The sequence below is a fragment of the Streptomyces doebereineriae genome (assembly GCF_031845645.1).
Lineage (GTDB): Bacteria > Actinomycetota > Actinomycetes > Streptomycetales > Streptomycetaceae > Streptomyces > Streptomyces canus.
In genome coordinates, this window is the sequence record NZ_JAVREZ010000007.1 from 77,473 (window position 1) to 103,405 (window position 25,933).

Below are 25,933 nucleotides of genomic sequence, written 5' to 3' on the forward strand. Positions count from 1 at the left end.
ATCAGCGTCGCGTTCCGGTGCCGACCAGGGTCCGCTCATACGGGTCGAGGAGCACGCCCCGCACGTCGGTGGCGACGCCGACGATGATCCCTTGGTGGGCCAGCGGGACCACGGCGTCCGTGCCGAGGATCGCCGCTTCGGCGCGCATGGCCGCGCCCTGCCGCTCGTCGGTGTCGGCCACGGCGTCGGCCTCGGCGACCGCCCGGTCAACCCTCTTGTCGCACAGCCGGGCGAGGTTGTAGCCGCCGTCGCAGGTGTAGTCGCTCGCGAGGACGCCGACGGGGTCGCCGGTGTCGACGAGGCTGTTGCGGGCGCCGATGAACGCGTCGAACTTCCCGTCGAGCGCGTCGCTTTCGAGCCGTGAGTACTCGCGCACCTCCAGGGTGACCTTGAACCCGGCCTTCTGGAGCTGCTGTTGGAGGACCTGGGCGACCTCGGGGAGTTCGGGCCGGTTGTCGTAGGTGGCGATGGTGACGGCGGTGCCGTTCGGCTTGGCGGCGCTCGCGCGTCCGGTGGGCTGTACGCGCTTGCCCTCGGCCCAGGTCACGGCCGGTCCGTAGATGCCGGCGCCGGGATCGGCGTACCCCTCGAAGACGCCCTTGACGACGGCGGAGCTGTCGACCGCCTCGCGGGCGGCGGCGCGCAGCTTCGGATCCTTGAACGGGCCGGACCGGGTGTTGAGTTGCAGGCTCGTGGTGCGGGTGGTCGCGGTCTCCTTGAGGGTGGCCTGGTCGAGGGTGGCGGCCTGGGCGACGGGGATCGACTCGGCGATGTCGACCTGGCCGGTGCGCACGGCGTTTGCGCGGGCGGTGCCGTCGGCGATGAAGCGGGCGTCGATGCCGGAGGCCTGGGCGCGGCCGCCCCAGTAGTCGTCGAAGCGGTCGAGGGCGGCGGAGGTGGAGCCGTTGACCTTGGTGAGCTCGAAGGGTCCGGTCGCGGTGCCGACCGGGTCGGCGCCGTCCTTGTAGGCCTTCGGGGAGAGCACGGCGAGGCTGGGACTGGACAGGCGCAGGGGCAGTACGGGGTCGGGGTTCGTGGTGGTGATCCGTACGGCGGCGCGCTGCGCCTTGGCCGTGAGGGTGACGCCGGAGAGGGCTGCCGGGGCGGGCTTGGCCTCGGTGGCGTGGGTGAGGGCGGCGGCGACCGCGGCCGGGGTGACCTCTGAACCGTCCTGGAAGGTGGCCTCGCGCAGGGTGAACAGCCAGGTGCGGTCGTTCTCGCGGCGCCAGGACTCGGCGAGCGCGGGAGCGGCGGCGCCGTTGGCGTCGAGGGCGGTCAGGCCCTCGGTGACGCCGAGGCGGCTGAGAAGGGTGGCGTCGGCACCGTACGGAGAGAGGTTCTCGGCGGGCGGGAAGGCGAGGGCGACGCGGAGGCGGGAGCCGTCGGCGTCGCCTCCGGGGTCGCTGCCTTCGGAGCCTCCGGAGGCGAAGCAGGCGGTGAGGACGGGGGTGAGCAGCAGGGAGCCAAGTAGGTGACGGCGTCGCATGGTTGTCCTATCGCCCCATCGGTATCTCGAAGTGGACGACGCTGCTCGCGCCGCCCGTGGTCTCGCGTTCGTCGTGCACGACCTTGCCGATCGTGCGCCAGAAGGGTTCGGCGCCCGGGACCGCGGGGTCGGTGTGCAGGTAGACGGAGAGGTAGCCGCCGTCCGCGGCCGCGAAGGCGAGCAGTTCGTCGACCAGGCGGCGGGCGAGGCCGCGCCTGCGGTGCTCGGGGCGGACGTAGATCCGGCGCAGCTGGGCGGTCTCGCCGGAGGGGTAGCGCTCGGCCAGCTCGCGCGGGTTCGGCGGGTGGGCGGGGCCGCGGGAGTCGAGGGCGGCGGTGGCCACGACGGTTCCGTCCTCCGGGTCGAGGGCGACGAGGAGGGTGTGGCGGGCCGGGACGAGATAGGCGGCGGCCGGGTCGATGACGTCGCCGTGCCAGCGGGGCACGTACCCGGTTCTGAAATCGCGGTAGACGGTGTCGAGCATCACGGCTCGCGCACCTTCGAGGTCGTCCGGGCTCGCGGCCCTGATGCTGTAGTCACGCACTTGCACATCATATGCATTAAGCCTTCCGCCTTGATCGCGGGGCGATTTGACAGTGATCGAATGGACGCCATAGAACCTACCAACATGACATCCATTTTCAAAAAGGTGGAGCGGTAGTGCGCATCGCGTTCGTCGGCAAGGGCGGCAGCGGCAAGACCACCCTGTCGGCGCTCTTCTCCCGTCATCTGGCCCGCTCCGGAGCACCGGTGCTGGCCGTGGACGGTGACATCAACCAGCATCTCGCCGAGGCGCTGGGCCACGACGGCGACGACCTGGGTGGCCCTCCGCTGGGCGCGCACGTGGCCGACATCAAGGACTTCCTGCGGGGCAGCAACCCGCGCATCGCCTCCCGCGAGGCGATGATCAAGACGACCCCGCCGGGCCGCGGCTCACGTCTGCTTCGGCTGCTGGGCGATGACGAACTGCACGCCAGACACGTCCGGCGGGTGGGTGACGTGCCGCTGATGGTGACGGGCGAGTTCGACGAGAGCGATCTCGGCGTGGCGTGCTACCACTCCAAGCTGGGCGGCGTGGAGCTGTACCTCAACCACCTGGTCGACGGACCCGGCGAGTACGTCGTCGTCGACATGACGGCCGGCGCGGACGCGTTCGCCTCGGGCCTGTTCACCCGCTTCGACGTGACCTTCCTGGTGGCGGAACCCACCCGCAAGGGCGTCTCGGTCTACCGCCAGTACCGGGACCACGCACGGGAGTTCGGGATCCGGATCGCCGTGATCGGCAACAAGGTGACCGGCGAGGACGACCTGCTCTTCCTCAAGGAACACGTCGGCGAGGACCTGTTGACCCACCTGGTCCAGTCACCCTGGGTACGCGCGTCCGAACAGGGCCGCGCAGAAGGCGACTTGGAGTCGCTGGAACCTCACAACCGGCACGCCCTGACGATTCTGCGCGAGGCCGTCGACTCCCACCCCCGCGACTGGTCGGCGCTCCACCGCCACGCGGTCGAGTTCCATCTGCGCAACGCCCGCTCCTGGGCGAACGAGGCGACCGGCCTCGATCTGACGGCCCAGGTGGACCCGGACTTCGTACCGGGCCCGACCTCCCTCGGCTGACCCCTGACCCCCTCCTTTCAGTTCACGACAACAGGACAGGAACCCCCCTCACATGTCTCTCGACGTCTCCCCGAAGCTCCTCGCCGAAGCCGAACAGGGCCACATCCGCGAGGAGGACTTCGTGGACACGGTCCGCACGTCCCTCCCCTACGCCTACGACCTGATCGCCTCCCTCTCCACACAACTCAAGGGCGGAATCGCCGAGTTCACCGACAACCAGACCCCTCCCCCGTCCGAGCGGGAACGCGGCCAGCTCCTGCGCGCCCTCGCCAGCGACGCCATCCGCGGCAGCCTGGAACGCCACTTCGGCGTGGCCCTGGCCTTCCAGAACTGCCACCGGGTGGCAGCCTTCCGCCCGGAATCGGTCACGGGTGAGACGTACGCCCGCTTCACGTCGGTACGGTCACAGGTGCTGAATCAGTCGCCGGAGTTCAGGGACTGCTGAGCCCCCCGGTCGTCGGTCGGTGGGGCACAGCACTGGTTCTCGCTGCGCCCCACCGACCCCACGTCGTGCACGGAAGGAACGAACCGCAATGCCTGCCGGTCTCGCGTGGATCGCCGATGCCTGGCGGACCTACGACCCCGCAGGAGCCCAGCCCGCGGTCACGGGACTTCCGTCCCGGCCGTCACCGTGCCGTTGTCACCGCCGGCGCCGGTGCATAGCCCGTCGGCCGGGCCGTGAAGGTGCCGCGGCCCTGGGTCCGGCTGCGCAACCTCGTCGCGTAGCCGAAGAGTTCGGCAAGCGGCACGGTCGCCGTGACGATCGCCGAACCGCCGCGCGTGACCGAGCCCGAGACCCGGCCGCGGCGTGCGGCGAGGTCGCCGAGCACGGCGCCGACGGCGTCCTCGGGGACGGTGACCGTGACCTCCACGACCGGTTCCAGGAGGACCATCGCGCAAGCACGCAGCGCCTCCCGGAGGCCGAACCGGCCCGCCGTGCGGAAGGCCGTGTCCGAGGAGTCCTTCACATGGGTCGAACCATCGGTGAGCGTGACGCGCAGCCCGGTCACCGGGTGCCCGCCGAGAGGACCCTCGGCCAGGGCGTCCCGGCAGCCGGCCTCGACCGCGCGGACGTACTCCTGCGGGACGCGCCCGCCGACGACGGCCGAGCGGAACTCGAACCCCTCCGCCGACGGCTCCACGTCGAGCACGACATGCGCGAACTGCCCCGCCCCGCCGTCCTGTTTGACGTGCCGGAAGACCAGCCCGGACACCCCGCGTCCGACCGTCTCGCGATAACTCACCCTCGGGCGGCCGACGTTGAGCGTCAGGCCGTGCTCGCGCCGCGCCTTCTCCACAGCGACCTCCAGATGCAGTTCACCCATGCCCGAGAGCAGGGTCTGACCGGTCTCGGCGTCCGTGCGGACGACGAGCGACGGGTCCTCCTCGGTCAGTCGGGCGAGCGCCGAGGCCAACCGGTCGGTGTCGACGGACCGCTCCGCCTCGACCGCCACCGACACGACCGGCTCCGCCACGCCGGGCGGTTCGAGCACGAGCGGGGCGTCCGGGGCACACAGGGTCGAGCCGGCGCGGGCCGACTTCAGCCCGACGACGGCGACGATGTCGCCGGCGACCGCCCGTTCCAACTGGGCGTGCCGGTCGGCCTGTACGCGCAGGATCCGTCCGACACGCTCGGTGCGCCGCGCGCCCGCGTCCCACACGGTGGCTCCCTTCTCGATCGTTCCCGAGTACACGCGTACGTACGTCAGCCGCCCCGTCGGGGTGGCGTTCACCTTGAACGCCAGGCCCGCGAAGGGCGCCGCCGGGTCGCAGGGCCGCACCTCGCCGTTCTCACCGCGTACGGCAGGCACGTCGAGCGGCGACGGCAGATACGCCACGACGGCGTCCAGCAGCGGTTCGATGCCGCGGTTGCGGTAGGCCGAGCCGCACAGGACGACCACGCCGTCGCCGCTGAGGGTGAGGTCCCGCAGGGCGGCGGTGAGAGTGCCGGCGGAGAGGGTCTCCCGGTCGCAGAACTCCTCCAGGGCAGCCGGGTGGCGTTCGGCGACCGCTTCCTCCAGCAGTCGACGTCGCCGTAGGGCTTCCTCACGCAGACCGTCCGGCACGGGCCCCTCGTCGCCGGCGGTGGTGTCGTCCACCCAGGTCAGCGCCCGCATCCTCAGCAGATCGACGACTCCGGTGAAGCCGTCCTCACTGCCGATGGGCAACTGCACGACCAGCGGGGCCGGGTGCAACCGCTGCCGGATCGACTCGACGGCCGTGTCCAGGTCGGCGCCCGCGCGGTCCAGTTTGTTGACGAACGCGATCCTGGGCACGCCGTGCCGGTCCGCCTGCCGCCACACCGACTCGCTCTGCGGCTCCACGCCCGCGACCGCGTCGAACACCGCGACCGCCCCGTCGAGCACCCTCAGCGAACGCTCCACCTCGTCGGCGAAGTCGACGTGACCCGGGGTGTCGATCAGGTTGAGGCGGTGCCCGTCCCACGCGCAGCTCACGGCCGCCGCGAAGATGGTGATCCCGCGGTCCCGCTCCTGCGGGTCGAAGTCGGTGACGGTGGTGCCGTCGTGGACCTCCCCGCGCTTGTGCGTGGTTCCGGTGGCGAACAGGATCCGCTCGGTGACGGTGGTCTTGCCGGCGTCGACGTGGGCGAGGATGCCGAGGTTGCGGACGACGGCGAGCGGGTTGGGGTTGTTGGTGCGCACGGCCCATGGCCTTTCGGATGCAGTGATGACAGGGCTGCGCAATGGGCCCGTACGACGACATGACGGCACGTCACATATGCGTGCTACGGCGGTACTCGACCGTTCAGACAGTCGTCACGGGCATCCGGTGCCGGCCGCGCAGCGGGCACCGGAGGGTCGGGGACACGAGGATCACGTCGTACGACGTCCGGGGGACGGCGACAGCTGTGCGCACGCACATGGCCGTACTCCCCTCACTCGTCTTCCCTGGTCATGGCGAGTGTAGGGAGTCGGCTGCGTCGGCGCACGGGGTTTTCCGCGGTCAGCGGCCCAGCCCCTGGAGACCGTCGTAGGCGGACATGACGAGGTCCAACCCCCGGGTGTCCTCGGCGGGTTCACGCATCTGGTTCGTCGCGTACGCCACCACCATGCGGGCGTCGGGGTCGATCATGACGAGGGAACCGCCCCAGCCGCCCCAGCCGAAGGTGTTGCCGAAGAGGCCGTAGCCCAGGCCGTACCGCTGTGTCATGCCGATCACCCGGTCCTCGCCGGCGAACTGCTCCTCCCGGGCCCGCCGGGCGCCGGCGGCCGACAGCAGCCGTACGCCCCGGACTGTGCCTTCGCACGCGAGCGCGGACTGCACGAGCGCGATGGAGCGGGCGTTGCCGAAGCCGCTGGCCGCGGGGATCTGAGCGCGCCGCCACGCCACGCTGTTGCCGTCCCGGACACGGAGGGCGGTCCCGGTGGAGGGGGTCGCGTCGGGGCCGGGGGTGGCGGCGCCCGCGGTGTAGTCCTCGTCCCTGCCGGGCGGCGGGACCGTGAGGGCGACGCGGTGATCGTGTTCGGCGGAGAGTCCGATGTGAAAGTCTGCGTCGAGGGGGCCGGTCACCTCCACGGCGAGGAACTCACCCACGGTGCGGCCGGTGATCCGGCGCAGGACCTCGCCGACCAGGAAGCCCTGGGTGAGCGAGTGGTAGCCGGCCGCGGTGCCGGGCTCCCAGAGCAGCGGCTGGGCGGCGAGCCGGGCGGTGGCGGAGGTCCAGTCGTAGAGCTCCTCGACCGGGCCCTCCCAGTGGGGCAGTCCCGCGGTGTGCGAGAGCAGATGCCGTACCAGCACCTTCTCCTTGCCGGCGGCGGCGAACTCCGGCCAGTACCGGGCGACCGGGGCGTCCAGATCGAGCTCGCCGCGGTCGGCGAGGACCAGCGCGCACAGTGCCGTCATCGTCTTGGTCGTGGAGAAGACGTTGGTGATCGTGTCCCGCTCCCACAGGGCCGTTCGGTCGGCGTCGGCGTAACCGGCCCAGACGTCCACCACCGGTTCACCGCCCACGAAGACGGCCACGGATCCTCCGAGATCCCCCTCCTCCAGCAGCGCTGCCAGCTTGTTGGGGACCGCGGAGAACAGATCGTCGTACGTGCCCTGGATGTCGGCCATGCCGGGTATTGAGCCCGCTCCGCACCGGTCCGGTCAACCGAAATACCGGCCGGTGAAGGAGGCCACGCTCGCCGCGTCCCGCCTCTGCGCGTGTTCCGCGGCGGGTTCGCGATGTCCGGCGGGCGGTGTCCCGGGGCTCCGGCGTCGGGCGACTCCCGTCACCGGTCTCCGTTCACAGTGCCGGTACGGCGGGCGGCCGGAGGGGCCCGGTGCGGCTGGCGCAGGCCGTGATGAAGCGAGCGAACAGGGCATCGTCACCGGAGACTTCGGGATGCCATTGGACACCGACGACGAACCGCCGGGCGGGGTCCTCGGCGGCCTCGGCGAGGCCGTCGTCACTGCGGCCGGTCACCCGGAGACCGCCGGGGTCGTCGATCCCCTGGTGATGGTGCGAGTTGACCCGTGTACGGGGCCCGTACACCTCGGCCATGACGCTGCCGGGGACGAACTCCAGCCCGTGTTCACCGAATACGCCCTCCGCGGGACAGTGCCCGGTGTGCCCGAGCACCTCGGGAAGGTGCTGGTGCAGGGTGCCGCCGTACTCCAGGGCCAGCAATTGCAGTCCGCGGCAGACGCCGAGGACCGGCAGGTCTCGTTGCAGCGCGCCGCGCAGCAGCAACCGCTCCCCGGCGTCACGCAGCGGCTGGGCACGGTCCGTCTCCCGATGCCGGGCCTGGCCGGACAGGGCGGGGTCGATGTCCACGCCACCCGGCAGCAGGAGACCGTCGAGCCGGTCCAGAACCTCAGCGTCGACGTCATCCGGCGGCAGGACCACCGCACGACCTCCGTTCGCGCTGATGCCGCGCACGTAGCTCTCGTGGATCACCGCGGCACGAGCGTCCCAGATGTTCCAGCGCGCCTGCTCCAGATAGGCCGCGACTCCGATGACGGGGCGGCTCACGAGGCGATGACCTGGGCGGACCGGGAGACCAAGGGGTTCGTGCGCAGGGCGTCCGCGCAGAGTGCGAGGGCGTTCTCCAAGAGCGGCGAGGTGCTGCCGACGGCCGCACCGAAGCGCGTGCGAAGACGCAGTGCCGCGATCCGTCCTGCGAGGTCCTCCGAGGGGCTGGTGTCGTGCACGGCCGCGGCGAAGACATCCGCGAGTTCGACCAGGTCGTCCCCGGCCAGGCCCTGGTAGGTGGGCTCGTTCAGGCCGATGCGGACACCCTGTCCCGGGAATCCGGGGAGGCCCGCCATGAAGTTGACCCGCAGGCCCGCGGCGAACAGCCGGTCGCTGGCGACCTTCGGGGCGATGCCGTCGGCTTCGGTGTCCAGCCACAGCTGGTGACCGGCCGAGTAGCCGCGTTCCTTGGCGGCAACGGTGATCCCGCGTTCATCGAGCAGCCGGCCGAACCGCCGGGTGTGGGCGACGACTGCCCGGGCGTACTCGGCTCCACCGCAGTCGCGGAACTCCAGCAACGCTATGCCCAGGCCGATGGTGGAGGCGAAGTGGTGGCTACTGATCAGGTAGTCCTGGGTGTCCCGCACACGCTGGTCGATTCCGGCGTCGCGCGTCAGCACCACGGCCTTCTGGGGGCCGGGGAACGTCTTGTGGGTCGAGCCGCTCACGCTGTCGGCGCCCTCGTCCAGCGGGTTGCGGAATGCGCCGCCGAGCACGAGCCCGAACCAGTGGCTCGCATCGACGTGCACGAGCGTGCCCGGGGACGCCGCCCGGACGGTGGTCACCAGGCTCGCCACGTCGATCGGGAAGAGGCAGTGCGACTGATCGACGTAGACCAGCGAGGGACGGACCCGGGCAACCAACTCGGCTGCGTGGTCGAGGTCCAGTTCGTGGGGCCCGGTTCCGCGCAGGAACTCGACCTCCAGGCCCAGCCGGCGTGCGACGCTCGGGGTGGCGAAGTGTCCGCCGTTCTCCGGGGCGATGGTGACGACCGTGGAGCCGTTCTCACCGCCGAGCGCGGCGAGCACCAGCGTCATCGCACTGAGACCGCTGAGGGGCCGTACCGAGACGTGTTCGGCGCGCCCCAGTTCGCGCAGGAGCGGCACGGTGAGATTCATCTCCAGGTCGCGCAGTTTCTGCGCGCCGCGGAAGTGCCAGCGATCGGGGTGGTCCGACTCGTTGAAGAAGTAGCGGTGGTACGGGTCGAGCAACATGGGGAGCTTCGATATCCCTGACATGGCGTTCTCCGACGGCACCATGCTCAGGCCTCGCCGGGCCTCACCCTCGTTCTCCGCGAGGAGCCGTACGACATCCGCCAGCGTCACGGTGGCATTCATGGTTGGTGACTCCCTTTCTGAGGTGGTTCACTCGGAGACGCGGGACATCGTGCGGAGCCGGGCTCCGGCCACCATCACCTGGCCGAGGGCGATGCCGCCGTCATTGGTGGGGACCAGTCGGTGCGACCGGGCGTCGAAGCCCGCATTCCGCAGCTCCACAAGGCAGTTGACGAGCAGGAACTCGTTGAGGAAAACACCGCCGGAGAGGACGACCTGGTCCACTGCGTGCAGGGTACGCAGTTCCTTGCAGCGCTCGACGACCATGGCCACCACCGCCCAGTGGAAGCGGCGGCTGATCGTCGCGGTACCGGTGCCCGCGGCCAGGTCTGCTGCGATCTGTCTGATCAGGGGATTCGGGTCGATCACCCTGGGGCCGCCGTCCGTGGGCACCGTGGTGCCGAAGCGGTAGGGCCGGTCGGCGGGTGCGAGGTCTCGGCCGAGCAGTCCCTCCAGCTCGATCGGGCCCTGGGCCTCGTACTCGGCGTACGAGCAGACATCGAGCAGCGCCGCGATGCCGTCGAAGAGCCGGCCCATGCTGGAGACGGCCGGAGCGTTCACGCCGCGTCGCACCATGGTGTCGTAGACGAGCCGCTCCTGGTCGCTGAGGATCCGCAGTGCGGGGAAGGCCGCCAGAGCGGCGTCGGGTGCGCCAAGGGCTTCGAGAGCGAGTGCGAAACCGGTCCGGATGGGCTCGTGTACCGCTTTGTCTCCGCCGATCAGGGGAATGGGACGCAGGTGCGCGACCCGGTCGGTGTCCTCGAAGGTGCCGAGCAGGAACTCTCCGCCCCAGATGGTGCCATCCAGGCCATAGCCTGCACCGTCGAAGACGACGCCGAGAGTGGTGCCGGTCATCCGGTTCTCCGCCATGCACGACGCCATGTGCGCATGGTGGTGCTGGACCTCCACGACGGCCTCGAAGCGTTCGTCGTCGGCCAGTACGTGAGAGCGGAACGAAGGGTGCATGTCGACGGCCACGTGCCGGGGCTCGAGTTCGTACAGTTCGGAGAGGTGGGCGGCGGTCTGCTTGTGGGAGGCGAAGGTCTCGCTGTTCTTGAGGTCGCCGATGTGCTGACTGACGTAGACCTTGGAGCCGGTGCCGAGGGCCACCGTGGTCTTCAGCTCGGCACCGAACGCCAGTACGGGCTCGGGCATCCTGTCGACCTCGACGGGATACGGGGCGTATCCGCGGGAGCGACGCAGAAAGGTGACCAGTGGTTCGGCGAGCTGGGGATGCTCGGAGCAACGGACCACCGAGTCGTCCACGCGGACATGGATGTCGCGGTCGTGGTGCAGGACCAGGTCCGCCACCTCGAAGAGCCGGAGGAGAGCGTCCTCGTTGCGGTACGAGATGGGATAGCCGGACAGGTTGCCGCTGGTCGTCACCAGGACGTCGAGCCCGGGACGATCGAGCAGCAGATGGTGCAGCGGCGCCGAGGGAATCATGATGCCCAGGCTCGGGTTGCGCGGGGCGATCTCCTCCGGGAGCAACCCGCCCGGCCTCTTGCGCAGCAGCACGATCGGGCGGGCCGGGGACTCCAGCAGTTCCGCCTCGGCGGCACCGCACTCGGCGACCGCCGCCGCGGCGGCGAGATCGGCCACCATGAGGGCGAAGGGTTTGGAGTCGCGCTTCTTGCGGGTACGCAGCCGGGCGACGGCGTCCGCGTCCCGGGCGTTGACGACCAGGTGGAAGCCGCCGACGCTCTTCACGGCGACGATCTTCCCGGCAGTCAGCGCGTCGGTGCTCCCCCGCAGGGCATCGTCGGCCTCGGCGAGCGGTCCCCGAGGTCCGGACAGGGTCAGTCGGGGCCCGCACGACGGGCAGGCGTTGGGCTGCGCGTGGTACCTGCGGTCACCCGGGTCCTCGTACTCCCTGCGGCACTCGTCGCACATGGTGAACGACGCCATGGTCGTCTGCTCGCGGTCGTAGGGAAGTCCCTTGACGATGGAGTAGCGGGGTCCGCAATGGGTGCAGTTGGTGAAGGGGTAGCGGTAGCGCCGGTCACTCGGGTCACGGATCTCCTGCAGACAGTCGCCGCAGACGTGCGAGTCGGGAGCCACGATCGTGTCGGAGCGGCCGCTCTTGGCGCTCTGCCGGATCTCGAAGCCGTCAGGGGCGTCGAACGGGACGGAGGTGCGGGACTCGACCCGCACCTCGTCGACTCGTGAGAGCAGCGGAGCGTCATCGCGCAGGGCTGTGGTGAACGCCGACAACTGCGGTATCGGGCCGCGTACTTCGGCGAGCACACCCTGGGGGTCGTTGAGCACCCAGCCGGTGAGCCCCAGGGACTTCGCCAGGGTGTAGACAAAGGGACGGTAGCCCACCCCCTGCACCACACCGCAGACCCGGACAACCCACTGTCCGGTCGACGCAACGTCCGTCGGCCCGGTCGCGGGGCTGTCACCTGTCGTAGTGATCCGCTGCACGATTCGCTCCGATCAGCAGAGTCGCGGCAGTTCCGCGCCCTGCAGCTCTTCGATCTCGCTGACCCTGCCGTCCTTGCCGACCATCTCGACCGCCTTCTCGGGCCGGTCGGTGATCTCGCCGATCACCGTGGCCTTCCGGCCGTAGGGGTGGGTACGCAGCGCCTTCAGGACGGCCTCGACCGCGTCCGGCTCGACGAACAGGGCGAGGCAGCCCTCGTTCGCGGCGTTGATCGGGTTGATGCCGAGCATGTCCGAGGCCATCCGCGTCTCGAAGTCGATCGGCAGGGCCTCCTCCTCGATGCGCACCGCGTGCCCGAGAGCCGCGGAGTACTCATGAAGAACGGCGGAGAGGCCGCCGCGAGTGACGTCGCGCATGGAGCGCACGGCATCCTCGGCAACCGCCTCGTTGACCGAGTCGATCAGGCCGTTGAGCGGTGCGCAGTCGCTGAGCACGTGCTTCTCGAAGCCCAGCCCCTCGCGGACGGAGAGGAGATGGACGGTGTGGTTGCCGATGGGGCCACTGAGGACGATCTTGTCTCCGGGGCGAACGTCGGTCATGCGCTTCGGTGGACGGTGGAAGACACCGATACCGGTGGTGTTGAGGAAGATGCCGTCCGCCTCGCCGGGTCCGACGACCTTGGTGTCACCGGCGACGATCTTCACTCCGGCCTCGATCGCGGTCTCGCGCAGCGAGACCAGCGCCTGGTGGAGCCGGCGGATCGGGAAACCGGTCTCAAGGATCATCGCCAGGGTGAGGTACCGCGGCTCGGCTCCCACCACGGCGAGGTCGTTGACCGTACCGCAGACGGCGATCTTGCCGATGTCGCCGTTGCCGAAGAAGGGCGGGTCGACGACGAAGGAGTCGGTGGTCATCGCGATATTGCCGGCCGGAACCGGCAGCATCGCGCTGTCCTCCATCTCGCCTATGTAGACGTCTCCCAGCACACCCACCATGAATGCGACGAGTTCCCGGCTGAGCCGGGCGCCGGTGCCGTGGTCAAGGACGATCTGCTGGTCCAGAAAGGATTCCGTGGCTGTCTGCAACGGTGCTCCCTCTCGGTTCGGAGGCTGGGATGCGTCGGGGGGACATCGGCCCGCCGACCCGGTGCCCGCTGGGTGAGCGGTCAGGGAGTGAGGAACACCTTGCGGGGCAGCTCTCCCGTCTCGTCGAGCAGGCCGATGATCTCGGAGGAGGTCTGCACCGTGGCGCAGTAGCCTTCCAGCCACTCCAGGGCACGGATCCTGTCGTGGTCGCGGGCCGAGACGACGCAGTCGCTGGGGACCCAGACGTTGTAGCCGCGGAAGAACGCGTCGGCGGCCGTGGTCTGGACGCAGATCTGGCTCTGCATGCCGGTCACGATGACCGTCTCGACGCCGAGGTTCTGCAGGCGGTCGTGCAGGTCGGTCTCGTAGAAGCCGCTGTCCTTGTTCTTCTCCACGAGAATGTCGGACTCGTGGAGAAAGACCGGAAGGATCTCGGCGCCCTTCGTGCCCTTCTGGACCGGAAGGTGGCCTCCCTCGTAGCGCTCGGCGACCGGGTCGTCCTCGAGGTTGATCAGCTGCAGGTGGAGCACATGGTGGCCGCGCTCGCGGATGTCGTTCAGGAACTGGGAGAAGACCGGCGTGGACTTGTCCACCGCGTCGATGCGCTCCTGGTTCTTGTTGACCAGGTCGTGCTGCAGGTCGTTGGTGAGTACTGCAATCTTGCTCATCCCTGGCTACTCCTCGGCTTCGGGAAGTGCGGCTCACGATCCGCGACTCATCGTGATCCGAAGATCCCCCTCAAGAGGGCCGACCCGGTAGTCGGGGGATCTCCTGACCGGCTGCTGCCGACCCTGGTGCGGACTGCGGTTCGCGGTCAGCCGAGAACGTGGCGATCGCCGTGCAGCGTCATCTCGGTGAGTACCGCGTGGAAGTCCTCCACGAGCTGCACCACGCGGTTCTCGGAAAACACGTCGGTGCTGTAGATGGCGAGGCTGCGTGCACTGTTCTCGTCGTGGCGCAGCCTGAGGCTCAGCGGACGCGAGACGTAGGGCATCGGCGGGATCACCCGCTCGACGCGCAGCGCGCCCAGCGCGGCAGCCACGTCGAACTCGCTCTCCGCGGTGAATTGCACGTGGAAGAGGCGGTCCAGCAGTCCCTGGTCGCCGAGGTGCGGCTCCAGGAGGTGCGCCGGCACGTCGTGGTACATGAAGTCGCGGTTGGTCTCCGCGCCGACCTTGGCGATGAGCTCGTCGAAGGTGGGGTTGGCGGAGAGGTCCGTTCTGACGACCACGTCGTTGGAGAAGTCTGCGACCAGGTCCTGCACCTCGGTGCCGTCCCGGTAGGAGATGGGCGCGCGCACACAGATGTCGCGCTGTCCGGAGGCGCGGGCGAGGGTCACCTGAAAGGCGGCGAGGCCAAGTGTGTAGATGGTGGTACGGGCTCTGCGCGCCAGCTGGGTCAGCCGCTCGAAGACCTCGGGCGGGACCGCGAGTTCGCGCAGTGCGCCGTATGGCGTCGGTTCGGCGGGAGGTGTCAGGTCCGTGGGCAGTTCGACGGGGGCGGCACCCTGCAGCCGCGCCACCCAGTACGCGTTGACCTCGGCCCCGCGCGGACCCTCGACCAGGGAACGGTGGGCGGCGGCGAAGTCCCCGTAGCGCAGCGGCAGCGGAGGCAGCGCCGGTTCGGTCTTGGTGGTGCGGGCGAGGTAGCAGGCGCCCAGGTCGCGGACCATGACTTCCACGGACCGGCCGTCACCGATGATGTGATGCATGATCAGGAAGGCGATGTGCTCGTCCGGCGCGACCCTGAGCAGCCGTAGCCGGGCGAGCGGTCCGACCGCGAGGTCGAACGACTGATCCACCTCCTGGTGAGTGAAGTGCCCCAGTCCGCCGGGAGCCAGCTCGACGACGGGCACGGTCAGACGTACGGAAGGTGCGATCACCTGGGTGAGGCACCCGTCCTCCATCCTCAGGACGCTGCGCAGATTGTCGTGTCGGGCCACCACGTCGTTCCAGGCCTCTTCCAGCGCCGCGGTGTCCAGCGGCCCGGTCAGTCGTAGACCGCCTGCGATGAGGGCCGGGGTGGACCCCGGCCCTCCCCGGAGGGAGTGCCACATGCCCTCCTGCGCCACCGAGGCCCGGAACCGGAGCTCGGTGGGGCCCGCTTGCCGGTCGGCGGCGGGTGCGGGCGACTCGGTCCGCCTGGAACGGCGAGCGCGCAGCAGGGATTCCTCCAGCCGCCGCCTGGCGGCGAGATCCGTCTTGGACAGGTGTGTTCCGGTCATCTGGTCGCCTCCTTCATCGGTCAAAGGCGACCAGACCGTCGGTGGCGTCCGGCAGTCGGGGCTTTCCCTGGTGTCCTCACCGGTCAGCCGCCCACTTCTCACCGCCGGCCTGGACGGCGACCATCCCGGCAGTGCCGAGCCGGTGAGTGTCCCGGACGCTCGTCGTCGTTCCGAGGCACCCCAGGGCAGGGGAGATCCGCGGGACCGTCCGTGAGTCACCACCCGGGTCGAGGAAGTCCTGGTCCCTCTGCAGAGCGGGTCGCCGGGCCCTGAGGGCGCCTTCGAGTGGCCGGAGCCGGTGGCACCCCTCCTCGTCCCGCAGGTCCGCGTCCAGTACGGCAATGGACTGCTTCCGCCGCCCCCTGCTCCACGCCCCCCGCCAGTGGGCCGCAGGCATCCCGGGCAGGGGCCCGCGTGGGCTGCACGCCCGCGTCGTTGCCGGCGCGGTCGGCCCGCCGCCCCACCACTCGGCGGCCTCGCGGCCGGATGTCGCCTCCGGGATCGGTCGGTGGGAACGGCAACACGGTCCCCGGGCGGGAATCGCCTCAGGTCCGGTTGCGGTCGGACCGGTGCCGGTTCAGGCCTCGGCGCCGGCTTCTGCCTCCACCAGGCGTTGCAGGACCTTCCAAGCGACCTCTGCCACCGTGAAGTCGTCGTAAAGCTCCCGGAGCACGATGTCGATCCCGAAGTCCTCGCGCAGCCGGACCGCGAGCTGCACAGCCATCAGCGAGTGGCCTCCGAGTTCGAAGAAGTTGTCGCTCACGCCGACGCATTCGACTTCGAGGAGCTCCTGCCAGATGCGGGCGACCTCTTCCTCGAGCGGCGTACGGGGAGCGGTGTACCCGCCGTCGCCGTCGACCGACGCCTCCCCCGGCAGCGGAAGGGCGGCCACGTCGATGTCCCCGGACGCGGTACGGGGAATCTCGTCGACCCCGACCACACCCGACGGCAGCCACATGGCGGGGAGGCTCTTGGCCAGGCGATCGAGCAGAGCGGGGGCGTCGACGTGCGCTCCCCGGGCGGGGACCACGTACGCCGTCGGAAGCGAGGTACCCGACGCGGTGGGCCGAAACAGCACCGTGCATGCCTCGACGCCGGGCAGGACGGCGAGGATGCGCTCCGTCTCCCGCAGATCCCACCGGAGACCGTCCACCAGCTGCGGTCCGTCCGTGCGGCCGAGCAGTTCCACCGTGCCGTCGGGCAGTCTGCGTGCCCGATCTCCTGTGCCGAGCAGCCGGGCGCCGGGCCGGGATCCGTGCGGGTCCGGGACCAGTTGCACGGCGGTCAGTCCGGGCCGCCCCCGGAAACCCGGGCCGAGCGAGAGGCCTCCGACGTACAGCTCACCCGTCACCCCGAGGGGCACCGGTTCCAGCCGGTCGTCCAGGACGTAGAGCTCGTGGCCTGGCATCCGCCGCCCGGCCGCCGTGACCGTGGCGGGAGGGAGCTCTCGTCCCAGGAGCGGGCCGGCCGTCTCGGGCAGGCTCAGGAGCTGGACCAGCCGGGCCGGGCCTCCGACGATGAGCTCGTGGGCCCGGCGGACGGACTCCGGGGTGTCGCCCACGACGACCCGGGTGATCGTGCCCGCCACGCCGGGGAAGTCCTCGGGCTGCAGTCCCGCCAGGGACAGCACGGAGGCACCGGACACCGCTTCCTCGGCTGCGCCGGAGAGGACGAGCTTCGCACCGTGGAGCAGCACGGGGAACATCTGCCGGAGCATCTGTTCCGGTTGCGGAGCCGGGCAGAGCCAGTGGTCACCGGGGACGAGGGAAAGGAACCGCGCGGTGTCCCGGGCTCCGGTCAGCACGGCGCCGTGCGTCAGGCCCGCCGTCACGAAGCAGCCCTCCCGGGAGGCCGTCCAGGAGAGCACGGCGATGTCGTGCGGGCCTGTCGTGTCCTCCGCCTCTGCCGCGTCCCCGTCTGCGTCCCCGGCCTCGTCCGTGGACCGCATCCCCGACTCGGTGAGGACGAGCACGGCACCAGACTCGGCCACCAGCCGCCGGACCAGGTCCTCGGGCAGCGCGGGGTCCACCGGGAAGCAGCAGCCACCCGCCTTGAGCGTGGCGAGCGCCGCGACGGCGAGGGCGCAGGACGGCTGCATCGACAGGGCCACCGGGGTGCCGTTCCGCACACCGGACCGGCGCAGTTGGAGCGCCAGTTCGGTGGAGCGCCGGTCGAGTCCGCGGTAGTCGAGACTTCCGTCTCCCGCCGTCACGGCCGGCGCACCGGGTGTCCGGGCCGTCCACTCGGCGACGGCCCGGTGCACCTGTCCGGCCACCGGATCGGACGCCGGGCTGTTCCACTCGCTCAGCAGAGCGTCCCGCTCGTCGACGGAGAGCAGCGCCAACTCCGACACGGCACGGTCCGGCCGTTCGGCGATGCCTTCGAGTACGGAGACGAAGTGGGCGCCGATGCGCTCGGCCGTGCCCGTCTCGAACAGATCGGTGCTGTACTGCAGTACGACATGGTGGCCGGAGTCGCCCGGCCGTATGTCCAGGATCAGGTCCGCCTTGGTGGTGCCGGTGTCGATGTGCACCATCTCGAAGTCCAGACCGGCCGCCTCCCAACGTACGGGCGCCTTCGCCTGGAGCACCATCATCACCTGAGCCCGGGGCTGTCGGCCGGACGGGCTCTGTCGGCGCACCAGGTCCACCGCCTGCTCGAAGGGCAGTTCCTGGTTTCGGAAGGCGCTGAGGCAGGCGGTGCGCACCCGGTCGAGCAGTTCAAGGAAGTCCGGATCACCGGTCAGATCGGTGCGCAGAAGCAGGGGGTTGACGAAGTAGCCGATGAGGCCTTCCAGTTCGGGACGAGTGCGCCCGGACATCGGGGCGGTCACCGTGATGTCGTCCTGCCCGCTGTAGCGAGCGAGGAGCACGTTGAACGCCGCGAGCAGCACCATGAACGGCGTCGCGTTCCGTCGGCGGGCGAGGGCCTCGATCCGGGTCACGAGAGGAGCCGGGAGGGTGAAGTGGTGCGCTCCGCCGCGGCCGGAAGGGCCGGCCGGGCGCGGCCGGTCGGTCGGCAGCTCGGGTGGCAGGGCTCCGGCCAGCGCCTCGGACCAGTGCTCGGTCAGGCTCTGCAACCGCTCCCCGGCCAGGTGGTCGCGCTGCCAGACCGAGAAGTCCGCGTACTGGATGGGCAGTTCGGGGAGCATTGGCCACTGTCCCGCCAAGTGGGCCTGGTAGGCGGCCGTCAGCTCCTGGAAGAGGATGGCCGAGGAGGCGCCGTCGGTGACGATGTGGTGCATCACCAGGACCGCTACATGGTCCTGCTCCCCCAGGCGCAGCAGGCGGAGCCGGACCAGGGGCCCCTCGCGCAGGTCGAAGGGGGCCGCGAGTTCCGCACGGGCCACCTCTTCGAACTCCCCAGGAGTGGTGTCGACCACCGGTACCGTGAGCGCTGGCATCGGCCCGATCACCTGGACGGGCTCCCCCTCGTCGAGGTCGAAGACGGTACGCAGAGCCTCGTGGCGTTCCACGACCGTGTTGAGGGCACGTTCGAGCACCCGGACATCCAAAGAACCCCGCAGCCGCACCGCCGCCGTGACGTTGTACGCGGACTGACCGGGGTCGATCTCGTTCTGCAGCCACAGGCTCTGCTGGGCGAACGACGTGTCGACCACCAGGGATTCCTCGGTCATCGGCGTACGTCCTCCTCGCTCGCGCCAGCCGTACGGGGCCGGCGCCCGTCCCGGGCAGATGAACGGCTCGTGGGATCTCCTGGGAGCCCACCGGTGCTCGCGCGGTGCGGCGGTCCCTCAGCAGACGCCATGGCCTGCAAAGGATGGTCCATCGGGTCGCCCGCGCCCGGTAGTCGGGGGACTCCCCTACCCGACCCGCACGGGGCCGGCAGGGAGCGACGTGGGGTATTCCCCCGACTCCTGCCGGGGCCCCCGCGTTGCCAGGATCAGCCTCCTTCCCCTGTGCCGTACAGAAAGGGGGCACCGAGGTGTCCGAGCCGACCAGCGCAGCGCACCCGGACCTCACTCACCCGGCGAAGTCCGCCGCGGTTCGGAACCTGTCCTCCTGGGGCGGGTACTTGCAGCCCGCGGCCGAGCAGTCCGAGCTCATCGGGGCGTCACCGCAGGACTGGGACCGGTTCGCCGAGCACTGGGACGACTTGACCGTGGACACCTATATGCGGGACGGCGGCACCTACCGCTACCGCCGATACGGGCACTTCCGGCTCGACGCCGCTGTCACCGAGCTCACCGCGCTGCCGCACCGACCCTACCGGCAGGAAAGTGACATCAACCCGCTGAACGGCGGGATCGAGCGCCACTTCGACCCCCTGACCGACGAGTTCCTCGCCGACCCGCTGACCCGTTCCGTCGTGCTGGCGCTCGGTGAGATCTTCTCCGCCGTCGAGGGGAACACCGACTGGGACGTCAAACTCCACCCGTTCCGCATCGTCACCAGCTCCGCCGAGACCGGACGGCCCGCCCCGCAGGGGCGCCACCGGGACGGCTCCGCCTTCGTCACGTCGCTGCTCGTCAACCGGACAAACGTAGCGGGCGGCGAGAGCTCGCTCTACTCCCCGGCGGGCAAGCAGCTGCTCACTGCCACTCTGACCGAGCCCGGTGACCAACTGCTGGTCGATGACCGCGCCGTGCTGCACGACGTCACCCCGGTACGACCGGTCGACGCTGCCCTGCCCGCCTACCGGGACGTATTGATCGTCGATTTCGACCGGTTGTGAGCCCGTTGATGGCCGACCGTCGCCGCTTCGGCAAGGGCTTCTGGCAGCTCTGGACCGCCACCACCGTCTCCGGCCTCGGGGACGGAGTCCGGCTCATCGCGCTGTCGGTGTTCGCGGCGACCCTGACCAGGGACCCGTTCCAGGTGTCACTGGTGACGGTCGCGGGCCAGCTGCCCTGGGTTCTGGTCGGGCCGTTCAGCGGAACCCTCATCGACCTGGTGGACCGCTGGCGGATGCTGTGGGTCTGCGACGCCGCGCGGTCGGCCGTCCTCGGCTGTTTCTTCTTGGCGATCCTCACGGACCGGGTGGGCATCGCCGTACTCGTCGTCACGGCCTTCCTGCTGAGCTCGATCGAGACGATGGCCGACAACCTGTCGCAGGCCGTGGTACCCGATGTGGCCGGCGCGCGCAGCCTCGACTCGGCCAACAGCAAGCTGCTGACCGGACGGCTGATCACCATGGAGTTCCTCGGCGCGCCGATCGGCACCGCGCTGTTCGTCGTCGCCCAGCTTCTTCCCTTCGGCCTGGCGGCCTTCTGCTTCGCCGTTTCCACGGTGCTGATCTTCGCCGCCCGGCCCGAGGCCGCGACCGCTCCAGGGGTTCCTCTCACCCTGCGGGCCCTCGGGACCCAGACCGCCGAGGGCATCTCCTGGCTGTGGCGCCACCGTCTGCTGCGCACCGTCTGCCTCGTGGTGGGTGCGCTCAACTCGGCCGTGCTCGCCGTCATCGGCATCGCGGTGCTGTACGCCCTGCACATCCTCCACGTCAGCACGACGGCCTACGGCCTGCTTCTTCTCGTGATCGCCGGTGGTGGCCTCCTCGGTCTGCTCGCGGCGGAGTACCTCATCACAGCACTCGGACGCGGCCGGATCCTCCATCTCGCCCTGGCGATCTGCCCGTTCGCCTTCACCGTCAGCGGGCTCGCCACCGATGCGCTGGTCGCCGCGGTCGCCTTCGCATTCGTGGGCGCGAGTGTCGCGCTGGTCAACGTCATCACCACCACCCTCCGGCAGGTACTCATCCCGCCGGACCGGTTCGGCCGTGTCAACGGCGCCTACCGTCTCGTGGTCAACGGACTCTCGCCACTCGGCGGACTCGGTGGCGGCCTGCTCGCGGGGCGGTTCGGGCTGCGCGCTCCCTTCTTCGCGGCGGCCGTACTGCTCGCCTTCTGCGCTGTCGCAGCGCTGTTCCTCCTCCCCGGACGAACCATCAATGCCCTGCCGGAAACGCCCCAGGAACCCGGCTCCGGTGGCCCGGACACCGGACTCTCCCCAGCAGAAACGACCTCGTCGTGAGCGTTGGTGCACTTCTGCTCGCCCCTCGTCGGCCCGGACCCGCAGCCTGCGTCCACCCGATCGAACGCACCATCGCGCATCGCGCGCCCCAGCCGCTCGTCGCCCCGGTCGACTCGGGCATCCTGGCCCGCGTCCGTGACTGTCTCGTGCGGGAGTTGAACCCGCTCGACATGAAGCCGGCGCCCGGTCACGGCGTCAGATTCGGAACCGCCGGGTGCTGCACGCACGACCGGGCCGACGCCCGCGCCGGGGGCGAGCGGGTCTCCTTGGAAAACGCCCCCCGGTCCGAGACCGTCGCCTGGGCGGTGCCCTGCTCCGGACACGCCCTGACCGCCAAGGCTGACCCGAGGGACACGGTCTCCGTTGCAGGCCCGGATCCCGGTGGCGCCAGGGACGGTCGACACCGTGGACCTCGCCTTCACCGACGCCGGTTTCCTGCTGACGGACCCCGTAAACGGTTACGCCGTGTCGTCCTGGAAGCGGGGATACGGCGACTTCCGGCTGTCGCCCGATCTCACGACTGCGCGCACGGCTCCGCGGCTGCCGGGCGCCGAACCGGCCCCAGCCGACCCCGCGCGGGGACGGCGGGCAACGGCCGGCACGGAGCCGGAGTTCGTCCAGTACCGGAGCTGCGCCCGGCGACGACGAACCAGGTCGGCATTACACTTCTCGGCACCTCGCACACCGAGCCGCTGATGCGCCGCATCCGCGCCCCCGTGGTCGGCGCCGGCCTTCAGGCGGAGGCGGCCGAGAGCGAGTGCAACCCCGGTCAGCACGAGATCACCTTGCGGTACGCTGATGCGCTCACCACCAGCGCGAGGGCAACTTGTGTCCCCTCCGCATCTCGCTGCCGTCCGACGGAGGCACACCTGTTCCTGCGGGAAGTGGACCCTGCGCGCTGTCCCGAAGCAGTGAGCGCTCCCCGCCGGGCAGCTGTCCGCGCATCCAGCCTGCTGGACGCCCCGCATGTCAACCGCGGGAACCGCCTTCCCGGCGGCGACGTGGCCCCGTGTGCGGCCTCGCGGAACTGCTCACCGCCGGCCCGGACGAAAACGAGACCAGCCACCTCCGTCCCCTCGTACCGGTGCCGCACGGCGCCTCCCCCCTGTCCAACAGAGAGGATCACCATGCAGGAGACCCAGGACTACGCGGTCGTCGTCAACGTCGAAGAGCAGTACTCGATCTGGCGCACCGACCGCGAGTTGCCGATCGGCTGGCGCATTGAGGGCTTCGCCGGTTCCAAGGAGAACTGCCTCGCCCACATCGACGACGTCTGGACGGACATGCGTCCCTTGAGCGCCCGCTGAGTCCGGTCGGAGGGGCGGTCGCCTGCACCCGGGTGCGGCCGTGTCACCCGGCTGAAGCACCCTGCTCGATCACCGTGTTCAACCATCGAGAAACCGGAACGAGGAGCGACCATGAAGCGACTTGAGGGCCGCGTCGCGGTGGTCACCGGCGCCGCGAGCGGCATCGGCCTGGCAACTGTCCGCCGGTTCGCTGCGGAGGGCGCCAGTGTCGTCTGCGCCGACGTCGACGAAACCCGCGGCAAGGCCGCCGCGGACGAGGTCGGCGGGCTCTTCGTCAAGGTCGACGTGACCGACCCGGAGCAGGTCGAGGCCCTGTTCAAGACGGCGTACGACACCTACGGCAGCGTCGACGTCGCCTTCAACAACGCGGGCATCTCCCCGCCCGACGACGACTCCATCCTGGAGACCGGTCTCGAGGCCTGGAAGCGCGTCCAGGAGGTCAACCTGACCTCCGTCTACCTGTGCTGCAAGGCGGCGATCCCCTACATGCGGCGCCAGGGCAAGGGCTCCATCATCAACACGGCGTCCTTCGTGGCCCGGATGGGCGCGGCCACCTCGCAGATCTCCTACACCGCCTCCAAGGGCGGCGTGCTCGCCATGTCCCGCGAACTGGGCGTGCAGTTCGCGCGGGAGGGCATCCGCGTGAACGCCCTGTGCCCGGGCCCGGTCAACACCCCGCTGCTCCAGGAACTGTTCGCCAAGGACCCCGAACGGGCCGCACGCCGCCTCGTGCACATTCCGGTCGGCCGGTTCGCCGAGGCCGAGGAGATCGCCGCCGCCGTCGCCTTCCTGGCCAGCGACGACTCCTCCTTCGTCAACGCCAGCGACTTCCTCGTCGACGGCGGCATCTCGGGGGCGTACGTCACACCGCAGTAGGTCTCGCCCCGTCCCCGCCTCCGTCCACCTCTCCTCACAGAAGGTCAGAGATGTTCCCACGAACCGACACCCCGCCCACCTTCGACGAACGCGCCACACTGGTCACGTTCCTCGACTACGTCCGGGCCACCGTCCACGCCAAATGCGAGGGGCTCTCGGACGAGGACGCCCGCAAGGCGCTCCTGCCCGAATCCCCGCTGATGACGGTGGCCGGGCTGGTCAGCCACGTGCACTGGGTCGAGAACTACTGGATCAGCGTCGTGCTCCTGGGCGGCGAGAACATCCATCCCGGGACCGAAGAGGACCCGGACCGGGAGTTCCGCATCGCTCTCGACGTGCCGCTCGCGCAGCTGCTCGACGCCTACGAGAAGCAGTGCGCCGAGTACCGGGAGCTCGTCGTCGGTCTCGACCTGGAGACGAGGGCCGCGCTGCCCATCAGCGACGGCCGTCACGTCACGCTGCGCTGGGTGCTGATGCACTTGGTGGAGGAGATCGCCCGGCACAACGGTCACATCGACATCCTCCGCGAACTGGCGGACGGAGTCACCGGCGCCTGAACCTCACACCGGCCCAGGGTCGCCGCCACCTGCCCTGGGGCCGCGGCGCAGCAGCCCCAGGAGAACCCACCATGACGGCCCCGCATGTGAGCCCGCCAGGCCCGCTCCCCCGCACACCGCTGGTCGCACCACTCCGCGGGGACCGGGACCGACGCATCCGACGTCGACTGGAGCGGCTGATCGGCACGCCGGCGACCGAGCACAACAGCTTGCTGCCCCTACGCAACGGCGACGAGATCTTCTCGGCCATGCTGGCGAGCATCAGGGTGGCGCGCCGGACCGTCGACCTCATGACCTTCGTGTACTGGCGAGGCGCCGTCGCTCGGGAGTTCGCGGATGCCCTCGCCGAGCGGGCCCGCGCCGGGGTCCGGGTCCGGCTCCTGCTCGACGGCTTCGGTAGCCGGCTCATCGAGCGGTGCCTGCTCGCCACCCTGAGAGAGGCCGGCGTCCAGGTGGCCTGGTTCCGCAAGCCGATCTGGCTGTCCCCGCTCAAGCAGAACCACCGCTGCCACCGCAAGGTTCTGCTCGTCGACGAGACGACCGCCTTCACAGGCGGGGTGGGCATCGCCCAGGAATGGGCTGGTGACGCCCGCCACCAAGCCGAGTGGCGGGAGACTCACTTCCGGGTGCGGGGGCCCGCGGTGGACGGCATAGCGGCGGCCTTCACTCAGAACTGGGCCGAATGCCACGGCGGCCTCTTTGACGACCGGGACCGGTTCACCGAGCACCGGCCGGAGGGGAACGCGATCGTCCAGGTGGTACGGGGTTCGGCGAGCGTCGGCTGGCAGGACATCAAGACCCTGCTCCGGGTGGTGCTCGAATCAGCTGAGACCCGGATACGGCTCACCACCGCCTACTTCGCCCCCGGCTTGGACTTCGTCGAGCTGCTGGGGTCCGCCGCGCGACGCGGCGTCGAGGTGGAACTCCTGGTACCGGGCCGGTACACGGACAAGGCAGTGTGCCGGGCGGCGGGCCGGCGCCTCTACGCGGGACTGCTCGACGCCGGGGTGAAGATCTGGGAGTACCAGCCGACGATGATGCACGCCAAGGTGCTCACCATGGACGGCACGCTCTCCCTCATCGGGTCGGGCAACTTCAACCGCCGCTCCCTCGACCACGACGAGGAGATCATGCTCGCGGTATTGGACGAGGAGCTCGCCGCCACTCTGGACGGCCACTTCGAACAGGACCGGACGGCCAGCAAGGGCATCGACCCCGCTGCCTGGCCCGCCCGCCCGGCTCTGCAGCGCCTTCAGGAGTGCGCCGTCGTTCCCCTCCGCCGGTTCCTGTGATGCGGTCAGCCGGTGCGGTCCAGCTGGTTCGCGAGGATCCGCTCGGCGATGTTGTCCCGCAGTGAGGCGGCGGGCGAGCTGTCCGGCTTGCGCACCGCCTGATCGCGGAAGCAGGCGAGAAACTCCTCCGCGATGCCCAGGCGCGGGTACCGCCGCAGGACCTCGGCCTTGAAGGGGGCGGAGAAGTCGTCCATGTGACGTCCCGAGATGTCCATGCTGGTCGAACGCTCCAGAAGGTGTCCCTCCGGGTCCGCGGCCACGTCGACCGAGTCGAGCATGTGGCTGATCACCACCTCCACCAACCGCCGGCGCCGCGTCACCGGCCACCCTGCCCCGGCGCCGAACACCCACGCCACGTGTCCACTGGCGACGTCGAAACCCGCCGTGTGGTTGTCGAACTCCGGCATCAGGGCGATGTCGTGGAACATCGACCCGACGTACAGCAGCTCCGGGTCGAACGCGATGCCCTGCGCCTCACCGTATGCCGCCGCCCATATATAGGCCCGTACGGAATGGTTCAGCAGTGCCGGGGAGCAATAGGCGACTGCCACTTCCAGGGCTGCGGCGCACACCGGGGTTTCGGGAATCTTCAGCGCGTCGAGGGTCATGCCGATGAGTATGCCGCAAGCACAGACCGAGACTGAGTGACTGTCAGATCTTCCCGGTGACCCGGCGCACACAGAAGTGCGCGGTGTGTCACCCGGTCGGGCTTGACAAGGGAGCTTTGCGTCAACCCTGCAATTGCACATCCGCAAACAAACGCGACCAAGGGTGCGGTCCGCCCGAGTCCGGAACGCCGAC

At 70.1% G+C, this 25,933-nt stretch carries 20 protein-coding genes; 8 read left to right on the forward strand and 12 right to left on the reverse strand.

Annotation, left to right across the window (positions count from 1 at the left end):
- Position 1: 1 nt before the first annotated feature.
- Positions 2 to 1,486, reverse strand: coding sequence for an ABC transporter substrate-binding protein (locus RNB18_RS21395; RefSeq protein WP_311715700.1), 1,485 nt, complete (start codon positions 1,484 to 1,486; stop codon positions 2 to 4).
- 7 nt (positions 1,487 to 1,493) lie between these two features.
- On the reverse strand, positions 1,494 to 2,030 hold the full coding sequence (locus RNB18_RS21400; RefSeq protein ID WP_311715701.1) for a GNAT family N-acetyltransferase: 537 nt from the start codon (positions 2,028 to 2,030) through the stop codon (positions 1,494 to 1,496).
- A gap of 116 nt (positions 2,031 to 2,146) precedes the next feature.
- Between RNB18_RS21400 and RNB18_RS21405 the strand changes: the two genes are divergently transcribed.
- Positions 2,147 to 3,103: an ATP-binding protein gene (locus tag RNB18_RS21405; RefSeq protein ID WP_311715702.1), complete on the forward strand. Its 957-nt coding sequence runs from the start codon at positions 2,147 to 2,149 to the stop codon at positions 3,101 to 3,103.
- Positions 3,104 to 3,155: 52 nt separating this feature from the next.
- A complete protein-coding gene (locus tag RNB18_RS21410) occupies positions 3,156 to 3,548 on the forward strand; it encodes an SCO5389 family protein (protein ID WP_311715703.1) in 393 nt (130 codons plus the stop codon).
- A 181-nt stretch (positions 3,549 to 3,729) separates the two neighbouring features.
- Here RNB18_RS21410 and fusA read toward each other — a convergent pair whose 3' ends face one another.
- The 9 genes from fusA to RNB18_RS21455 form a co-directional block, all read right to left on the reverse strand.
- The gene (gene fusA, locus RNB18_RS21415; protein ID WP_311715704.1) at positions 3,730 to 5,766 is read right to left on the reverse strand and encodes an elongation factor G; all 2,037 of its coding nucleotides are present in this window, start codon (positions 5,764 to 5,766) and stop codon (positions 3,730 to 3,732) included.
- 301 nt (positions 5,767 to 6,067) lie between these two features.
- Complete coding sequence (locus RNB18_RS21420) at positions 6,068 to 7,180, reverse strand: serine hydrolase domain-containing protein (RefSeq protein ID WP_311715705.1); 1,113 nt, start codon at positions 7,178 to 7,180, stop codon at positions 6,068 to 6,070.
- A gap of 172 nt (positions 7,181 to 7,352) precedes the next feature.
- Positions 7,353 to 8,081, reverse strand: a complete 729-nt coding sequence (locus RNB18_RS21425; RefSeq protein ID WP_311715706.1) for a gamma-glutamyl-gamma-aminobutyrate hydrolase family protein — start codon at positions 8,079 to 8,081, stop codon at positions 7,353 to 7,355.
- Entirely contained in the window at positions 8,078 to 9,418 is a 1,341-nt protein-coding gene (locus tag RNB18_RS21430; protein WP_311715707.1) for a PLP-dependent aminotransferase family protein, read from the reverse strand. The genes RNB18_RS21425 and RNB18_RS21430 overlap by 4 nt, the downstream gene beginning before the upstream one ends.
- A gap of 27 nt (positions 9,419 to 9,445) precedes the next feature.
- Positions 9,446 to 11,842, reverse strand: a complete 2,397-nt coding sequence (hypF, locus tag RNB18_RS21435) for a carbamoyltransferase HypF (RefSeq protein WP_311715708.1) — start codon at positions 11,840 to 11,842, stop codon at positions 9,446 to 9,448.
- A gap of 12 nt (positions 11,843 to 11,854) precedes the next feature.
- Positions 11,855 to 12,886 carry a hydrogenase expression/formation protein HypE gene (gene hypE, locus RNB18_RS21440; protein ID WP_311715709.1) on the reverse strand — a complete coding sequence of 344 codons (1,032 nt, stop codon included), beginning with the start codon at positions 12,884 to 12,886 and terminating at the stop codon, positions 11,855 to 11,857.
- Positions 12,887 to 12,966: 80 nt separating this feature from the next.
- Positions 12,967 to 13,554: a cysteine hydrolase family protein gene (locus RNB18_RS21445; protein WP_311715710.1), complete on the reverse strand. Its 588-nt coding sequence runs from the start codon at positions 13,552 to 13,554 to the stop codon at positions 12,967 to 12,969.
- A gap of 146 nt (positions 13,555 to 13,700) precedes the next feature.
- A complete protein-coding gene (locus RNB18_RS21450) occupies positions 13,701 to 15,110 on the reverse strand; it encodes a condensation domain-containing protein (RefSeq protein ID WP_311715711.1) in 1,410 nt (469 codons plus the stop codon).
- A gap of 577 nt (positions 15,111 to 15,687) precedes the next feature.
- On the reverse strand, positions 15,688 to 18,747 hold the full coding sequence (locus RNB18_RS21455) for a condensation domain-containing protein (RefSeq protein ID WP_311715713.1): 3,060 nt from the start codon (positions 18,745 to 18,747) through the stop codon (positions 15,688 to 15,690).
- A gap of 308 nt (positions 18,748 to 19,055) precedes the next feature.
- Here RNB18_RS21455 and RNB18_RS21460 point away from each other — a divergent pair, with 308 nt between their 5' ends.
- The 6 genes from RNB18_RS21460 (at position 19,056) to RNB18_RS21485 (ending at position 25,132) form a co-directional block, all read left to right on the forward strand.
- Positions 19,056 to 19,805: a 2OG-Fe dioxygenase family protein gene (locus RNB18_RS21460; RefSeq protein WP_311715714.1), complete on the forward strand. Its 750-nt coding sequence runs from the start codon at positions 19,056 to 19,058 to the stop codon at positions 19,803 to 19,805.
- Positions 19,806 to 19,813: 8 nt separating this feature from the next.
- Positions 19,814 to 21,100, forward strand: coding sequence for an MFS transporter (locus RNB18_RS21465; protein WP_311715715.1), 1,287 nt, complete (start codon positions 19,814 to 19,816; stop codon positions 21,098 to 21,100).
- A gap of 1,127 nt (positions 21,101 to 22,227) precedes the next feature.
- On the forward strand, positions 22,228 to 22,407 hold the full coding sequence (locus RNB18_RS21470; protein WP_311715716.1) for an MbtH family protein: 180 nt from the start codon (positions 22,228 to 22,230) through the stop codon (positions 22,405 to 22,407).
- A 111-nt stretch (positions 22,408 to 22,518) separates the two neighbouring features.
- Positions 22,519 to 23,283: a 3-oxoacyl-ACP reductase gene (locus RNB18_RS21475; RefSeq protein WP_311715717.1), complete on the forward strand. Its 765-nt coding sequence runs from the start codon at positions 22,519 to 22,521 to the stop codon at positions 23,281 to 23,283.
- A 50-nt stretch (positions 23,284 to 23,333) separates the two neighbouring features.
- On the forward strand, positions 23,334 to 23,840 hold the full coding sequence (locus tag RNB18_RS21480; RefSeq protein ID WP_311715718.1) for a DinB family protein: 507 nt from the start codon (positions 23,334 to 23,336) through the stop codon (positions 23,838 to 23,840).
- Between the two features lie 71 nt (positions 23,841 to 23,911).
- A complete protein-coding gene (locus RNB18_RS21485) occupies positions 23,912 to 25,132 on the forward strand; it encodes a phospholipase D-like domain-containing protein (protein ID WP_311715719.1) in 1,221 nt (406 codons plus the stop codon).
- Between the two features lie 5 nt (positions 25,133 to 25,137).
- Here RNB18_RS21485 and RNB18_RS21490 read toward each other — a convergent pair whose 3' ends face one another.
- Entirely contained in the window at positions 25,138 to 25,740 is a 603-nt protein-coding gene (locus RNB18_RS21490) for an HD domain-containing protein (protein ID WP_311715720.1), read from the reverse strand.
- Positions 25,741 to 25,933: the final 193 nt, after the last annotated feature.